This is a genomic window from Syntrophaceae bacterium (genome assembly GCA_013177795.1).
Taxonomy (GTDB): Bacteria; Desulfobacterota; Syntrophia; order Syntrophales; family UBA2192; genus UBA2192.
The window spans coordinates 419505-436386 of the sequence record JABLXY010000002.1 but is presented as its reverse complement, the minus strand read 5'-3'; the positions used below and the strand labels follow the sequence as shown (position 1 = coordinate 436386).

Here is a 16882-nt window from a genome sequence, read left to right as displayed (position 1 = left end):
GTCAGGCCGAAAAGGCCTGGAGGAACTTTTTCTCCCCTTCGTCGGTGCCGATCAGGATCAGCTCGGCGCCTGCGCCGATCGGCATCTTCGGGTCGGGGTTGACCGACAGGACGCCGTCGTGCCGGATGGCGACGACGGTGCAGTCCGTCACCTCGCGTATCCGCGACCCGGCCAGGTTCCTGCCGACGAGCGACGCCGGGGCCTTGAGACGGAAGATGTTGAGCCCCTCGGCCAGCATCGACGTGTCCTCGTTGATCAGGTAGTTGTAGATGGCGTTGGCCCCCAGGGTGGCCAGCGACATGACGAAGTCGGCCCCGGCCCGGTGCAGCGTCGAGACGTTGCGCTCGAGGTTGGCGCGGCTCAGGATCTGCATGTCCGGCCGCAGGCTCCGGAGGTACTTCGTGAGGTAGATGTTGGTGGCGTCGTCGTGGGTGGTGATCAGGGCCGCCGGGGCCTTTTCGATCCAGGCGCGCTGCAGGGTCCGGATGTCGGCGGCGTCCCCGACGACGTAGTGCTTCTCGTCCTGGAGGCGCTTGGGGTTTTTCTCGATCACCAGGTAGGGGCTCTCCCGCTCCTTGAAGCGCTGGGCGATCGTGTCACCCACGCGGCCGCTGCCGACGATCAGCACCGGGTCCGAGCTCAGCTTGCAGATGTGGTAGAAGGAATAGATCTCGTCGTATGCCTCCAGGTTCTTCTCGGAGCCGGCCAGCAGCAGCACGCTCGTCCGCTCGATCCGCGTGTCGGCATGGGGGATCCGGAAGCGGCCCCGGTCCCAGAGGCCCACGACGTTCACCCCGAAGCTCTCTCGGAGCCGGCTCTCGGCCAGCGTCTTGCCGACCAGGGGGGTCCCCATGGCGGCGAACTCGGCGATGATCAGTTCGCCGAAGCGGCTGATGATGTTCGCCCGGCAGTCGCCGCCGACGGTCCACGCGGCCAGGGAACGGCCCAGCATGTCGTAGAGCATGAGCACCTTCGTGCTGCCCGCCATCTTCAGGATGTCCTCGGAGTAAGGCGACTCGGCTGTGGTGAGGATGGGGACCGTTTCGCTCAGCTCCCGGACGGTGAAGGCGATGTTCGTGTTGATCTCGTCGCGGTTGGTGGCGGCGATGAGCGCCGCCCGGTCGGCGCGCAGCCTGCGGTAGGTGTCGGGGTCGTCGACGTCGCCCACGGCCACCTTGACGCCCAGGTCGTAGAGCTCGAGGGCCCGCTTGAAGTCGCTCTCGATGAGCACGTAGTCGATCCTGTGGTCGTCGAGCTTCTCGATCAGGGCCATGGTGACGGGGTCGTAGCTCGTGAGGATCACGTGCCCCCGTGTTTCCTTCGGCAGCTCGCGGGGCGCGCGCTTTCTCGATTCGGCCTCGATCCAGGGGGCGTAGAAGAACTTGATGAACATGAAGGGCAGCAGGGTGAGCAGGAACACCATCCCCGAGAGCAACACCACGATGGAAAAGGCGCGTCCCAGGTCCGTCTGGAAGGTGATGTCTCCGAACCCCAAGGTCGACATGACCGTGAGGGTCCAGTAGACGCCGGTGAGCCAAGTGTGGTGCTTGCCCTCGGCGGCCATGATGTAGTGGAACAGGACGCTGTAGACCGTCACCATCACGGTCAGGACGAGCAGAAACTTCAGGAGCTGGCGGATGTTGTGCTTGGTGCTCTCCCGCTGGAAGAAGTAGCTGATGACGGCCGGGTTGTACTTCATGCGTTCCCTCTTCCCCTTCGGCGGCCGGCGCCCCCGAGGCGGTCAGGCGCGGGGGTCTTCCCGTATTCCGATTGACAAGGTAGCAGACGGCGCGGGGCCGTGACAAGGGCGTTCTTGCCGCCGGGGCTCAACACCACAGCGGGGTCCGGTGTAGCGGGGTATTTCTCTATCCGTTAGGGTCACGGGTGAAAAGTGCCGACGCCAGAGTTTGAGGCGGGTTCAGGGTCTTCGGCAGGATACGTCTCACACAGACCGAAAGGAAAAACCGTTTCGTCTTCCGCGTTTCTCCTCTATCCCCGCAACATCGTCGACGGCAACCACAGGATGATCTGCGGGAAGATGATCACCAAAGCAAGGCCAACGAGATCGAGAATCATGAATGGCCAGGCGCCGATGAGAATGTCCTTCAGGGTCACGTCTGGCGGGGCGATGCTCTTGATGATGAAAAGGTTCAGCCCCAGGGGCGGCGTGATCTGCGCCAACTCCATGTTCACCACGAACATCACACCGAACCACACGGGGTCGAACCCCAACGCCTTGATGACGGGCACAAGGATCGGGATCGTCACCAACAGGATCCCCGCCGGGTCCATGATGCACCCCAAGAAGATGAGCAGGACGTTGATGCCGATGATCACGAGGTACGGGGAGGTCGACTGCTCGACGAGCCACGCCGAGAGCTGTTGCGGCAGCTGCAGGAACGACAGGATGTAACCGAACACCGTGGCCGCCACGAGGATCCACCCGATGAAGCAGGTGATGCGGCAGGTGCTCAGGAAGGCCCCCTTTAGGGCCGCCCAGGTGAGCCGGCGATAGGCAAACCCGATCAGCAGGGCGAGGAAGCAACCCACACCGGCGATTTCAGAGGGTGTAGCGATGCCGAAGTAGATGGCCGCCAGCATCGCCGCCGCCAAGAAGAGGATGGCCCAGACCTTGTACAGCGACCGCCAACGGTCCGTCCAGCTCACGTCCTGTGCCAGCGGGGCCAAGTCGGGTCGGAAGGCGCAACGGACAATGATGAAGGCGATGAACATGCCGCTGAGCATGAGCCCCGGGACCACCCCGCCCATGAAGAGCTGCCCGATGGACTCCTCGACGAGCGTCCCGTAAATGATCATGTAGATGCTTGGCGGGATGAGCGCACCCAAAGCACCCCCGGCAGCGATGGATCCGCAGGTAAGCCGCTTGTCGTATCCCCGGCTTGTCATCTCGGGCAAGGCAATGCTGCCCACGGCGGCCGCCGTGGCTGTGCTGGCCCCGCAGACGGAGGCGAAGAGCGTGCAGGTCAGCTGGGCGGCCACCGCCAACCCCCCCGGAAGTCGCGAGGTCCACTTCGACAGCATGTCGAAGGCATCGCGGCTCACACCGGAGTGCAGGATGACCTCGGCCATGAAGATGAACAGCGGGATGGCTACGAGGGCGAAGTTGTCGATCTGCCCGAAGGCGGTCGTGGAGAAAACGATCAGTTGGTTGGGACCCAGGAAGATCAGCACGAGGGCAAGCGACAGGATACCAAGGCTGAATGCGACGGGAATGCCGATCATGATGAGGACCAGCAGCGCCACGAAGATGAGGCTCAGAAGGGCCCACCACTCCATGTTCATCCCTCCCCCGCCACGGGAGCCTCCCCGCCCCCGAAGGCCAGCAACCGGACATTGCGCGCAATCCGCACGAACAGCAGGAAGATCACCAACGCCGACCCCAGCGGAACCATCGCCTGGAAGGGAGCCAGCGGCCAGCGGACCCCGCCCGTGGAAACCTCGTTGAAGACAAAGGATTCCCAGGCCATAAGCCCGCCCTCCCAGAGGAGGATCGAGACGTAGAAGATGGAGGCGATGTCAATGAAGATGTCCAGCACGGCCTTGGCCTTTCCCTTGATCCGGCCGTAGAGAAAATCGGCCCGCACGTGACCGTCGATGGACGTCGTATAGGCGGCACCCAGGTAAACCATGATCACAAGCAGGTAGGAGTTCAGATCGACGGCCCAATCCGTTGGCCGGTTGAAGAAGTATCGGCCCACCACCTCGCGGATCAGGGAAAACATCATGATCACGGCAAGGCTTCCCGCGATCCACCCCGTCTGCCGGCAGACCCACTCGATGCGGCCCTCTGGTCTTGCCGGATGTCCCTGATCGATCTGTGTACCCACGACGCCTGCCTTTCTGGTCCGTTCCCGGTGACCGCTCCTATTTCTTCCTCTTGGCGTTGAACCGATCCTGGATCAACTTGCGGACTTCGCGGGCCTCGGCCCCGGTCCCCTGCTTCTCGCATTCCTGGACATACCAGTCCCAGACGCTGTCGGTGGCCTTATACATCTTCTCGGCCTCCCGCTCCGGCAGGACGAAGAACTCGACGCCCATCTTCTTCGCCTCGGCGATGATGGGACCATCCTGTTCCTTGTCATAGATCCGGTTCCATTTCTCCCAGAGATCCCTCGAGCGGGCGGTCTTGAGAACCAATTCCTGAAGATCCCTGGGGAGTTTGTCCCAGGTCTTGAGGCTCATCCACATGAAGGCCACCGAGTAACCCACCAGGGGCGGATCCACGACCTGGTCTGCAACCTCCCAGAGACGGTATTGCTTGAGCGAGTACGTGGTCATGAGACCGGCGTCCACCACGCCCTTTTGCATGGCCTGGTAGTACTCGCCCCCGATGGTCATGACGGGCGAGGCGCCGAGGGCCTTGATCGCGATAGAGGCCGAGCCGCCGGCGCTGCGAATCTTCATGCCCTTGAAGTCCTCAAAGGTGCGGATCTTTTTGGCCTTCTTGGCGACCTGGAAGTTGTAAGGCGCCACCGGCGTCGCGGTCAGGTACTTGACGCGGGCATTTTTCACGTATACCTGGTCCATGATGTCGGCCACACGGCCGTTCACCGTGAGGTCCCAGCAGTCCTGCCAGCTGCGGAAGTTTGCGGGCAGCTGCATCCAGTCGCCGATGGCGATCTTGCCGTCGTAGTACGTGGGATAGGCCACCAGTACGTCGATGGCGCCGCGGGTCAGGGCACTTAGGGCCTCTTTCTGACTCACGGGCTCGCCGTAGTGGCGGTCGAACTTGATGCGGCCCTTCGAACCGGCCTCGATCCGGTCCAGGATCTCCTCCACTACGAGAAAGCGCATGTGGCCCTTCGGATAGACCGACTCGTAGACCAGCGTGAACGGCTTATCTTGTGCAACCGCAGCGGGCATACCCGCGAGGGCGGCAAACGCAAAGGCAGCCACTACGATGAGAATGCGTTTCATGACACTACCTCCTTTTTTTCGGCAATCGGTGTATCGCATATCCGCAGGCGCCCCTGCAAGCGCCCTCACTGCATCATGGACGGTAACCACAGCGAGATTCCCGGGAAGCCCATCAACAGCGCCATGACGATTAACTCGCCGACGAGCAGGATGCAGGCTCCCTTGAACACGTCCTCAAGGGGAAGCCGTGAAACCTGACTGACAATGAAGCAGTTGAGTCCCACGGGCGGCGTCACGAGCCCGATCTCGGCCAGGGCCGTGATGATCACCCCGAACCAGATGGGATCGAACCCCAGCGACATGACAAGCGGAAACGTGATGGGCAGGGTCAGCAGCAGGATGGCGATCTGGTCCAGGATGCAGCCCAGTACAATGTACAGCACGACGAGCCCTCCCATGATCACCCACCGATCCAGGCTGGAGGCGGCAATGACCTTAACGAGGTCTTGGGCCATCTGGGTGAGGGTCATGTAATAGCCGAAGATCATCGCCCCGATGATGAGGACGAAGATCATGACGGTGCTCCGGATCGTGGCCAGGCAGGCCGCAAGGATCTTGGCCCGGTCGAGCCGGCCCTGCACGAGGCCGATGAGCAGGGCGGCCGTGGCGCCGAAGGCCGCGCTCTCCGTGGGCGTGGCCACTCCAGCATAGATGGTCCCCACGACGACGGTGAACAAAACGATCATCGGCCAGACGTATTTCAGCGAATGAATCCGCTCGGACCAGGACCAGGCCATCTGCGGAGGGGAGATGGAGGGGTCTATTTTCACCCAGACATAGATGGCGGCGGTATAGGCCAGGCCGGTGAGGATGCCCGGCAGGATTCCGGCTATGAGCAGTTTGCCGATGGAGGTCTCCGTCACGGAGCCGTAGATGATGAAGACAATACTCGGGGGAATCATGATCGAGAGCGTCCCCGCGACGGCCACGACGCCACCCGAAAGGGAATCCTTGTACTTCAAGCGCTTCATCTGGGGGATGGCAACGGAGGACATGGCGGCGGCTGCGGCGGTGGAGGAGCCGCACATGGCCCCGAATCCTGCATCGGCGAGGACCGTGGCGATGGCCACCCCGCCCGGCAGGTGCCCAAGCCACTTGTAGCCCGCCTCAAAAATCTCGTGAACGATCTCCGACTTGACGATGAACTCGGCCATCAGAATGAACAGCGGCACCGTCGTGAGCGTGTAGGAGGCCGCCGTCCGATAGGGAGACGTCGCCAGGATGCCCATCAGGGTATCGAAGCCACCCATGAAGTAAATGCCCATGGCGCCGCTGACACCCATAGCAAAGGCCACAGGCATCCCTATCGCAATCAGGACGATCATCCCAATCAGAGGCAACGCCATCATCAGCTGGTCCGGCATGTCTTCATTTCCCTTACTCGGCACGGGCCCCCGGTTCAAGGAGGACGCGGCAGATTCTCTCTCAGGCGACACGGTCCTCTCCATGCGCTGCGGCATGCCCCCTCATCGCCTTGCCGAAAAAAACTTGGGCGATTCGGATACACAGCAGGCCGCAGCCGATGGGAACCATGACATAGCAGGGCCACATGGGGTAGCCCACGGAACTCGTTGAAATCTCTTCAATCCGCCAGGCCTCAACGAAGCGAGCCCAGCCCGCCACGACGATCAGGGCAAAAAGCACGAAGCTCAGCAGCAGATTCAGTTTCCCAACGGCGCGCTTCAAATTCGGTGGGAAGTACCGCTCGATCATCGTGACGTGCACGTGACCCTCCTGCATGAAGGAGTAACTCAGGGGAAGGAAGATCAAGGCGATCATGAAGTAGTCCTCGATGATTTCGCCCGTGCCGGGGATGGGCGAGTTAAGCAGGTACCGCCCCAGGGCGTCTGCCGTCGTCAACCCAGTAAGCACCAACAGGGCAAGGCTGGCGACCCAGACGAGCAGCTTCTCCAGCGCGGTCATCGCCGCGTCAAAACCGGGGATTCTTGTTCTCTTCACTATTCGCTTCCCTTTTCATCTCGCCCGGCGCGTTGTCAAGGCATCCCGGCTGCCACCGTCGCACGGGGGTGGCGCCGGGCGCCGGGATGCCGTCCCTGAAGCCTTACCTCTTCTTCAGGGCTTCCATGGTCTTTTTAAACTCCTCGAGAACACGCCTACCGGGCAGCCTTCGCTTCTCGAGGTTGTCCACCCATTCCTTCTCCACGGCGGCCGTGGCCTGGACCCAGGCGGCCTGCTCCTGCGGCGTCAGAACGGAGACCTGCATCCCCGCCTTCTGGTATTGCGCGTATAGCTCCGTGGACTTACGGTCGGCCGCCTGCCCGAACTTGCGGGTCTGCTCGAGACCGACCTCCAAGAAGATCTTTTTGATGTCCTCCGGCAGGGCCCGCCAAGTCTTGCCGTTGACGGCGTAGGCCATGACGAAACCCGTCACATCGGCACCGCGGGTTGCGTACTTGAAGACCTCCTGGAGCTTGTAGGAGGCGATCGCCTCGACGGGGAAAAGGGCACCATCGACGACACCCCGCTGGGCCGCTTCATAGAGTTCCTGAGGTGTCTTGAAGATGGAGACGGCACCGAAGGCCCGCACCGTTAAGTCCTGCGTGCCGCCCGCCGTACGGAGTTTCATGCCCTTGAAGTCTGCGGGCACGCGCGCCGGCTTCTTGCTGTTGAAGATCTCGTAGGGGGCGTAGGACAGCGACAGGACGGGGAAGACGTTGTGTTTCCCCCATTCCTCTTTGGCGAGGATGCCGTGGACCGACATTTGCCAATAGGCCTCGCAGGCCGCCGCTGCGCTGGGGTATGCCTGCGGAAGCTCGAAGACGCCGCTCAGAGGCATTTTCCCCGCGAAGTAACTTGGGCCTATGTAAGCCATGTCGGCTACCCCGCTCTTGAGAATGTCGAGCATGTCGTTCTGTTTGCCGAGTTGGCCCGAGGTATAATGGGTGAACTTCACCCGGCCCTTGGTCCTCGCCTCAACCTCCTTCATGAAGGGGGCCAAGCCCTCGACCACTTGAACATGTCCGGTCGGCAGGCCATCGGCCACCTTGATGGTGATGAGGTTCTGCGCCGCAGCCTCGGGCGCGCAGCCCGAGGCTGCGGCGGCGGCCAAGGCCGCGAGGACTGCAATACGGACGATCGTGCTGCTCTTCATGCCGTACCTCCTTTTCTTCTCATCCCGTATTTCCGTCAGCATACCACGCACGTTGCGCAGCGCCGCCTCAACCGGCTCGGGCAACCCCTCTGTCGAAGAGATCCGATATCTCATCCCGGCCGTACCCCAATTCGCGCAGAATCTCCTCGCTGTGCTCGCCGGCGCGCGGTGGCAGGCGGTGGATCTGAGGGGGTGTTGCCGACCACTCGGTCGGCGAGCGCATCAGACGGATCTTCCCCTCGCTGGGATGATTCAAGACCTGGTAGAAATCGGTGGCAAGCAGGTGTGGGTCCTCCAGAAGCGACTCCAAGGTGTGCAAGGGGGCCACGGGGATGTCGGCGGCCGTCAGCAACCGGATCCACTCGGCCGTAGTGCGTGTCCGGAAGATCTCCGCCGCCAGCCCGTAGAGTTCATTGATGCATTGGATTCGGCCGGCCAGAGTCTGGTAACGCGGGGTGGAGTGGAACTCCTCGGCCCGGCCGGCCAGGGCGAAAAACGCCTCCCAATGCTTGTCGTTGTAGACGACGGCGCAAACATAGCCGTCCTTCGTCGCGTAAGGCCTTCGCTCGGGTGCCAGGATCCGGACGTAGCCCGCGGGCCCTAGGGCTGGAACGAACGTCTCGCCATAGAGGTTGTCGCCAAGAAGAAACTGAACCATGGTCTCGAACATGGGGATGTCGATGGCTTGGCCTTCGCCCGTGCGCTCGCGGTGAAAGAGGGCTGCCATGATGGCGCCGACGGCGTAAATCCCCGTGGTGCGATCGCAGAAGTTGACAGGAAAGTATCGGGGCACATCACCCGACATCCGCGCCAAGGTCGCGGAGTAGCCGCTGACTCCCTGGATGAGGTCGTCGTAGGCTGGCTGCGCGGCGTAGGGGCCGCCTCGGCCGAAACCGAACATACCGGCATAGATCACTTTGGGGTTGCACTTGCGGATCTGCGCATATCCCAGACCCAGCCTCTCCATGGCCTGGGGCCTGACGTTGTAGGCCACCACGTCGGCCTTGCCACAGAGGCGGAGCATGGCTTCAAGACCTTCGGGCGTCTTGATGTCCAGCAGGATGCTGCGCTTGTTGCGGTTGAGCTGAAGGAAGAGGGGCCCCATGCCCTTCGTGCGCGACGGCCCCGCAAAGCGCATGGGGTCGCCCCCGGGGGGCGCCTCCACCTTGATCACGTCGGCACCGAAGTCACCCAGGATCTGCGTGGCGTAAGGCCCCATCACGATCGTTGTGAGGTCGACGATGCGGATTCCCTCGAGCGCCCGTTTCATGGTTCCCTCCGCCATTCCTCGTGTCTCTCCCACCGCCTCGTGACGGTCAGGCACGGACGGCTTGCTGGGGGTTTTCGCAGTACGGCGGCGAGTAGATTACGAGAACCTTCACCGGTTCATCGCTCACAACGGCGAAGATGTGGGGCTCGCCGGCTGGGAAGAAGCAGCACTCGCCGGGCCCGAGATCCCTTTTGTAACCTGCCACTTCGACATGCGCCCGCCCCTCAAGGATGTAGCATACCTGCTCGAGCCCGGGATGGAAGTGCGCAAGGGCGCCGGGACCTTTCTCGAGGATGCCGAGGACGACCTCAAGATTCTTCGCACCGTTGTCAGGACCGATGAGCCGGCGGTTCTGCGTGCCAACGTGATTCTTGGGGCTGTAAGGCGACACTTCCGCCGGCCTGACGAAATACCTTGATTCCATGAGAATCCTCCGCCGTCGGCGTCGCCTCGCAAGCGAGACGCGCACGAATTCGATGCAAGATGAAATATGGGGTGGGTCCGGTCTCAGCGTCTGCACGGTCCATGCGCAAGATGCATGCCCGATCGGGGCGTTCCGGGAAACGAATTGGTTGCCGGTAGTCATCCCGGCGTTCTCCGGAGAAAATTATCTTCTATATCGAAGACTTGATGAGAGGATTGCAAAGGCAGGGGGATCGGGTGCGTACCTTTGGCGGGCAAGCCGGGAGACTGCTGAGAATGTCAGTCTCTCGTTGAAGTCTAATTTTCTGGAATAATTTTGCGGAATTGTAATAGTCAGCTACTTTAAGTGGCTAATTGCATTCTGTTTCTAATTAACTGGACTCATTGACATCTAATTCCATTTTTTTAGAATCGCAGCTCCCTATCTTGAGCTGCTTGATCTTGTTGTAAAGGGTTGCCTTAGAGATCCCAAGTTCGCGGGCAATGCTCTTCTTGGATTCCGTCGATTTTCCGAATTCTTTCAACCGATCGAGAATCACTTTGCGCTCGAAGTCACGGACCAGTTCCTCCAGGGTGCCGGTTCTCCGTGCCACGGAGGCGGATTCCAGGCGGAGGGCCCGCGGAAGATGATGATCGGCAATGACGGACTCGTCTGCCATCTGGGAGGCAAACTCGATGGTGTGGATCAGCTCCCGGACGTTTCCGGGCCAGCGGTATTTCGAGAAGCTTTCATAGACCCCGGGGGTAAAGGAAAGCCGGCGCATGGTCTTGCGGCCACAGAGGGCCAGGAAATGATCGGCCAGTAACCTGACGTCATTACCGCGCTCACGCAGCGGCGGGATATGTATGTTGAGAACCCATAGACGGTAGTAGAGATCCTGCCGAAACGTGTTCTCCTCGACCATGCGTTTCAGATCCCGGTTGGTTGCTGTGATGACCCGGATATCGAGCGGGGTCTCATGGGTATCCCCCACACGGCGGATTGTCCTCTCCTGCAGGACCCGGAGAAAGCGACTTTGCATCTCGGGGGTCAGCTCGGCGATCTCGTCGAGAAAGATAGTCCCGCCGTCAGCGATCTCGAAGAGGCCTACCTTGCCCCCTTTCCGGGCGCCCGTAAAGGCTCCGTCGACGTAGCCGAAAAGCTCGCTCTCCAGCAGCGAAGGAGACAGGGCGGCGCAGTTGACCGTGACGAAAGGCCCTGTTGCCCGATCGCCGGCATTGTGGATGGCCTGGGCGAGTATTTCCTTGCCCGTCCCGCTCTCGCCTGAGATCAGGATGTCGTTGCCGCCGCGGGCGAAGCGTCTCGCCAGCTCGACAACCTGGAGGATGCCGTCGCTTGCACCGACGATGTCGTCGAAGGTGTAGCGCGCGGGGTAGGCGTGGTTGACGATGGCTTTCAGCCGGTCGGTCTGACGCAAAATGCGCTGCAGCTCCTTCGACAGTCGCTCGACCTCGGTGATGTCCTTGAAGACGCCGATGCCCCCCTTGACCTTGCCGTCCAGGACGATCGGAGCGAGGTCCACAACATACTCTATGTCCCCCTCGCGTCGGAAGACGCCCGACAGTGGCTTCCCCGAACGCACCACGTCGGGCAGCCTCGCGCCGGGCCGCACGTCCCGCAGTGTGCGGCCCAGGATCCTGTCACGGGTCACGCCGGTGATGCGCGTGTACTCATCGTTTATATACCGGACGACAAACTCGTCGTCGATGATCAGCACCCCGTTGTTGATGGAGGCCAAAATGCTGAGCAGCCAGCGTATCGACTCTTCCGGGGACTCCAAGAGGTCCTTGAGGGTCTCGATATCACTGAGGGCGTTATCGTTCGGCGCCACCGCGGGCCTTTCCTTTCTCGTGATGGGTCACGGTGAAGCAGTAACACATCCGGGCCGTTCCTTCAATGCGCAGTTGCGCGGGTGCTCCGAATCATGTGTTTTGATGTACGCGATTCGAGTCTTGCATTGCGGTGTGTAAGTCATGTGGTCGGCCGGTCATCGACCGCCGTCCCGGACAGATTTGATGGAGTCTTGCTCGGCGCCGGTGACCACGAACCTGACGCGTAGGCGATCTCCCACGACAAGCCCTGAAAAGCCCTCAGTGATCTGCACCGTGGCGGGCGCCGGGCCGTGACAAGGGCGTTCTTGCCGCCGGGACCTCATGGCCCGCGGCCGAACCGCGCCCCGAGTTCCTCCCGGATGCGGGCCTCGACGGGATAGGGGACGGGGTCGGTCTCGAAGCGGCGCTGGTGCTCGCAGGCCATGACCTCGAGGGGGCTCCGGGCATAGCCCTTTCGCAGCAGCCCCCGGGCATAGGCCAGGACGAACCGGTCGAACCCGAGGCAGTCCCACTGCACGGCGTGGATGAGTTCATGGAAGTGCAGCGACTCGTTGCCGTCGTACCGGCGATCGATGAAGTAGGTGCCGCCGTAGGTGATGCCGGCCCAGCGCGACGTCCCGAACCCCGCGAAGAGCCTCAACCCCGGCGCGGCCGGAAGGGGTATGCGCTCGACCACCGCGCACCGGACGCGGCCGAGAAACGCCGCATCGAAGTAATCGGGCAGGCGCCGCAGGCCGCGGGTCTCGACGAGCTCGGCGACGGGCCGGGCTTGGCGGCCGTGCGCGGCCACGGTCCGCTCGACCCAAGAACGAATGAAGGGAATGCGGGGCCGAAGCTGAAGCATCACCGGGGTCTTTTTCGTGGGAATGACAGGATTTCGGTATTTTTCATTATTGCGACACAGCCTCAAAGGGGGGAAGGGGGATGTTCCTCTTCCTGTCAGCCGATGCGGCTGAAGTCGATGTAGCCCTGCTCGACGTCGGTGCTCACGAGGCGGACGCGCAGGCGGTCGCCCACGTCGATCCCTGAAAAGCCCTCAACGAGACGCCCCTCTACGGGTTGTCCTTCGATGCGCACCCAGGTTCCCTTGGGGGCCGCGCCGGTGACGACGGCATCGAACGTCTCGCCGACACGCGACTCGAGCAGGAGCGCAAAGGCCGATTTGCGCACGAGGCGTTCGACCTTGTTGGCGTCGTCCTCCTTGCGGGTGCAGTGGCGGGCCAGCACGGCAAGCTCCTCCTCGCCGTAGGGCACGGGGCGGCCCTCGATGGCGGCCTTCACGAGCCGCTGTGTCACCAAGTCGGGGTAGCGGCGGTTGGGGGCCGTGGAGTGGGCGTAGTCCTTCACGGCCAGGCCGAAGTGCCCCGGTGCCTCCCGGCCGGGGAAGTCGGCCATGTACTCGCCCGGGCCGATGAGCTTGATGACGGTCTGGGAAAGGTCGTGGAAACGCTCCGGCTCGCGGGCCCGCTGCGCCGTCAGGAAGCTCTCGAGCGCCTTCGCATCGGGTGTGCGGGGGAGCGTCCAGCCCTTCTGCGCCGCCACATCGGCGATGCGCTCCCAGCGCCGCGGCGCGTGCACCACGCGCCGGATCGAGGGATAGCGCCGGGACTCGAGGAACCGCGCGACCGCCTCGTTCGCGGCGATCATGAAGTCGGCGATGAGCTCCTTGGCGCGGTTCTTCCGCTCGACGCGCCAGGCCCTGACCTCGCCGCCCTCGAGGATGGGTCTTGCCTCCACCGTCTCGAGATTGAGGGCGCCGCAGGCCTGACGGCGGGCCCTGAGCTTCGCGGCGACGGCATCCTGCATCCAGAGGGTCCCAGCAAGACCCTCGACGCGCTGCACGGCGCCGGGCATCGGGCCGCGGCCGTCGAGCCAGGCCGAGACCTCGTTGTAGGACAGCCGCGCCCGGTTGTGCACCCGTGCGCGGTACACGGCGGTCCCGTCGACGGCACCGCCGGCACCCACGGTCATCTCCACGACGACGGCCGTGCGGTCCTCCCCGTCGTTGAGCGAGGTAAGGCCCGTCGAGAGCTCCTCGGGGATCATGGAAAAGATGCGCACGGGGGTGTAGACGCTGGTCGTGTTGCGGCAGGCGTGATCGTCGATGGCCCTTCCCCTGCGGACCGCGGCGTCCACATCGGCGATGGCGACGAGGGCCGTCACGGCCCCGCCGCCGGCATCGAGGGCGCAGGTGAGCTGGTCGAGATCGAGCGACTCGTCGCTGTCGATGGAGCACCAGGGAAGCCCCCGGAGGTCGCGCACCCCCGGCGGCTCGGGCTCAGGCCGCAGGGCGGCGACCTCGTTGCGGACCTCGGCGGAGAACTCGGGGAGGAAACCCCGCTCGATCATCGCGCGGCGGGCGATGCGCCGGAGAATCTGAACGTGATTGCGGGGGGATTTCGCATCCATCCTGTCTACCGGGACTGCAGAGCGGGGGAAATGCCGGTCTTCGGGCCGCCCGTCTCGCTTGACGGCTTCGCGCTCGCGGGCGGCAGGACGGTGAGGTCCTTGTGACGCTCCCAGAAGCCCCAGCGGTGGTTCCACGTCCTGACCTCGACCCTGTCGGGGTGAAGGTACAGCGACGTCGTCCAGATCGTCCAGCGGTTCAGGTCCGGCACGGAGATGCTGCGGACACGGCCCGCGTAGAGCCGGTCGCCGCCGGGGTAGCTCGCGCTGCGCGCCGACAGGTGCACGTGACCGGACACCCAGAGGAATACCTGGGGGTTTGCCTCCAGGATCTCCCCGATCACATCGTCGGGCTTGGCAATGAAGTCCGGAAAGTCGTAGCGCTCGAGCGTCCCCTGGAGCGGCGCGTGAAAGAAGACGATCGTCGGCACGCCGCGGTCGCGGCCGAGCTCGTCGCGCAGCCAGCCGAGCTGGGCCGGCGACATCTCGGTGAAGTGTCTGCTCGTCAGGTGATCGGCCGACAGGAAGACGAGCCGGTAGCCCCCGAGGCGCTTCTCGTAGTAAAGCTCCCGCATCCCGAAAGCGGCGCGGAACCGGTCGAGCTTTTCCGCGCGCGTCGCGGCCGTGCCCGGGAGGCGGGTGGCGTCTTCGCTCTTCTCGTCGGCGTACCAGTAATCGTGATTGCCGACGATGAAGGCCCTCGGCTTCTGCAGGCTGCCGAAGAAGGCCCTCGCTGCCTCGTATTCCGCGGGCCGGCCGACATCCTCGGCGAGATCCCCCACGACGGCCACGAGGGCGACGTCGGGCCATTCGTTGATCGAGCGCAGGACGGCCTCCTTCCGGTCCGGGGACTTGCCGGGATAGTGGGGGTCCCCCACCACGACGACGTGGACCGCACCGGCGACAGGCTCCGGCTTGGCATCGGGCACCCGGGGTTTCAGGAGGGCGCAGGACCCCAACAGCCAGGCAACGGCAAACAGCACGAGCACCGCCGTGCCGCACGAAATTCGCTTCACCCTGACCGTTTTCGAGCCTCTCATCACTGTACCCCCTGCCCCCTCCCGTCTTTCACGCCTGCGTCTCGTCCGGCTTCTTCTGCAGCAGCGCCGAGCCCTCGGGCGGGTAGTCCAGCGTGCCCTCGAGCTGCGAGACCTTCACGGGACGGTGGTCCGGAAAGGGAAGCTCGCCCTCGCGCCTCCATTGCCTGACGGTCTCGGCGGCCGCCCGCTGCTTCTCCGCGTCGAGCCCCGCGTCCTTCGCCATGTAGAGGGTCCGCGAGGGGAAGGCGAAGCCGCTGCCGCTCGCCTCGACGAGGTCCATGATCCGCAGCAGCAGGTCCTCCTGGACGGCGAGAAAGGCCGCAACCTCGGTCTCGAGGACGTAGGCGAAGATCTCCAGGTCGAGCGAGGACTGCCCGAAGGCGACAAAGCGGACGCGGGCCGTCGAGGCGTCCACCTTGGGGTGCCGGTACAGCAGTTCGCGGATTGACGTCAGGACATAGCGGAGCTGGTCCGCCGTGGTTTCGTAGCGCAGATTCAGGGTGTGCCGGAAGAGGAACCGGTCCCGCAGGGAGAAGTTCTCGACGCTCACCGACGAGAGCTGCCCGTTGGGGATGGAGACGACGGTTCGGTTGAGCGTCCGGATCTGTGTCGACCGCAGGCCGATGTGCTCGACGGTGCCGGCGTGCTCGCCGGTCCTGCAGTAATCGCCCAGCCGGATGGGCTTGTCCCAGACGAGGAACAGCCCGCCCAGGAAGTTCTCGATCGTCTTCTGGGCGGCAAAGGCCACGGCGATGCCGCCGATGCCGAGGCCGGCCACCACGGCCGTGAGGTTGATGCCCGCAAAGTAATAGAAGACGACCACGAGTCCCACGATGACGGCCAGGGCCTTCAGCAGCGTCGCCGAAAGGCGGATGACCGCGTTGGCGGCCTCCGGCCTGCGCCGTTCGACGGCCCCCGCGACCGCGTCGATCACGTAGAGCAGAAGCCACGTCAGGCCGAAGACGGCCATCGTCGAGGCCAGGAACGTCCAGAACAGCCGTGTGAGGAGCGAGGTCGAGCTGTAAGAGATGATGTACACCGCACCCGACAAGAAAAGGAGCATCAGGGGCTTCCCGATCCCTGCGAACTTGTCCATCGCCTCCTCGCCGAGGCGCTTGCGCATCGGCTCGCGGACCAAAGCAAGAATCGCCCTCGTGAAGAGCCAGCCAAGAAGAACCGCCAGGGGAAGAACCGCGAGGGGAAGAAGCCACACGTACAGCGGCTGATCGGCGATTCGGGTCTCCGTGAGCGCCGCGGGCAGGTACCGCTCGAGCCAGGGGATGTCCACCTCCTCGTGGATCTTCGGCACGAGCTTCAGCGTCTCCGAGGCAAAGAGCCAGATCGGGGGGTTGTTTTCCCTCTGGACGCGCTCGAGCTGGATCTTGTACTCCCCGCTCCTTGTCTTGACGGTGCCCACGATCTCGCGGTTGGCCAGGGGGCTGTCCTGGAGATTCCCTTGGGGATTGACGCTGAGCGCGGTCGTGACGGTCGTCATCGCCTCGTTGAGGATGGTGCTGAGCTCCCGGGCGAGCTGCTCGGCACGCTTCCCCGTCTGCCGGGTGTCGAGGTATTCGACGGCCCGCTCGTAGTCCTCGCGCTTCATGGCCTTCAGGAAGCCGACGACGGCGCCCTGCGGCGTGCTGCGCCCCAGGGGGTCGTCGTAGGTGGTCTCGGCGTCGGCGGGAGGGGCACCCTTGGCCGCCGCTGCGGGACCGGCCTTCTCTGCGGCCGCGGCCGACGCCGCGATCAGGACGGCTGTCAGCAGTACCAGACCAACTCCGGCGAGCCGGGTTCGAACAAAACCCATGACGTCCTCCTTGCCGAGACATGCGCGCCCGGCATGAATTCTGCACGGAAGGA

General features: G+C 63.5%; 14 protein-coding genes. All 14 read right to left on the bottom strand.

Annotated elements, in window-relative coordinates; translation table 11 throughout:
• Window position 1 precedes the first annotated feature (1 nt).
• Window positions 2-1699, bottom strand: coding sequence for a potassium channel protein (locus tag HPY67_06995; protein NPV04460.1), 1698 nt, complete (start codon window positions 1697-1699; stop codon window positions 2-4).
• 290 nt (window positions 1700-1989) lie between these two features.
• Window positions 1990-3297 carry a TRAP transporter large permease subunit gene (locus HPY67_06990; GenBank protein ID NPV04459.1) on the bottom strand — a complete coding sequence of 436 codons (1308 nt, stop codon included), beginning with the start codon at window positions 3295-3297 and terminating at the stop codon, window positions 1990-1992.
• A 2-nt stretch (window positions 3298-3299) separates the two neighbouring features.
• Window positions 3300-3848, bottom strand: coding sequence for a TRAP transporter small permease (locus HPY67_06985; protein NPV04458.1), 549 nt, complete (start codon window positions 3846-3848; stop codon window positions 3300-3302).
• 37 nt (window positions 3849-3885) lie between these two features.
• Complete coding sequence (dctP, locus tag HPY67_06980; GenBank protein NPV04457.1) at window positions 3886-4938, bottom strand: TRAP transporter substrate-binding protein DctP; 1053 nt, start codon at window positions 4936-4938, stop codon at window positions 3886-3888.
• Between the two features lie 65 nt (window positions 4939-5003).
• A complete protein-coding gene (locus HPY67_06975; protein ID NPV04456.1) occupies window positions 5004-6302 on the bottom strand; it encodes a TRAP transporter large permease in 1299 nt (432 codons plus the stop codon).
• 61 nt (window positions 6303-6363) lie between these two features.
• Entirely contained in the window at window positions 6364-6897 is a 534-nt protein-coding gene (locus HPY67_06970) for a TRAP transporter small permease (GenBank protein NPV04455.1), read from the bottom strand.
• A gap of 103 nt (window positions 6898-7000) precedes the next feature.
• Complete coding sequence (gene dctP, locus HPY67_06965) at window positions 7001-8050, bottom strand: TRAP transporter substrate-binding protein DctP (GenBank protein NPV04454.1); 1050 nt, start codon at window positions 8048-8050, stop codon at window positions 7001-7003.
• A gap of 67 nt (window positions 8051-8117) precedes the next feature.
• The gene (locus HPY67_06960; protein NPV04453.1) at window positions 8118-9320 is read right to left on the bottom strand and encodes a CoA transferase; all 1203 of its coding nucleotides are present in this window, start codon (window positions 9318-9320) and stop codon (window positions 8118-8120) included.
• A 46-nt stretch (window positions 9321-9366) separates the two neighbouring features.
• Window positions 9367-9744, bottom strand: coding sequence for a cupin domain-containing protein (locus HPY67_06955; GenBank protein NPV04452.1), 378 nt, complete (start codon window positions 9742-9744; stop codon window positions 9367-9369).
• A 370-nt stretch (window positions 9745-10114) separates the two neighbouring features.
• Window positions 10115-11575 carry a sigma 54-interacting transcriptional regulator gene (locus tag HPY67_06950; protein ID NPV04451.1) on the bottom strand — a complete coding sequence of 487 codons (1461 nt, stop codon included), beginning with the start codon at window positions 11573-11575 and terminating at the stop codon, window positions 10115-10117.
• Between the two features lie 320 nt (window positions 11576-11895).
• Window positions 11896-12420, bottom strand: a complete 525-nt coding sequence (locus HPY67_06945; GenBank protein NPV04450.1) for a hypothetical protein — start codon at window positions 12418-12420, stop codon at window positions 11896-11898.
• A 95-nt stretch (window positions 12421-12515) separates the two neighbouring features.
• Window positions 12516-13985, bottom strand: a complete 1470-nt coding sequence (locus HPY67_06940; protein ID NPV04449.1) for an RNB domain-containing ribonuclease — start codon at window positions 13983-13985, stop codon at window positions 12516-12518.
• A 5-nt stretch (window positions 13986-13990) separates the two neighbouring features.
• Window positions 13991-15022, bottom strand: a complete 1032-nt coding sequence (locus tag HPY67_06935) for a hypothetical protein (protein NPV04448.1) — start codon at window positions 15020-15022, stop codon at window positions 13991-13993.
• Window positions 15023-15050: 28 nt separating this feature from the next.
• Entirely contained in the window at window positions 15051-16829 is a 1779-nt protein-coding gene (locus HPY67_06930; protein ID NPV04447.1) for a mechanosensitive ion channel, read from the bottom strand.
• Window positions 16830-16882: the final 53 nt, after the last annotated feature.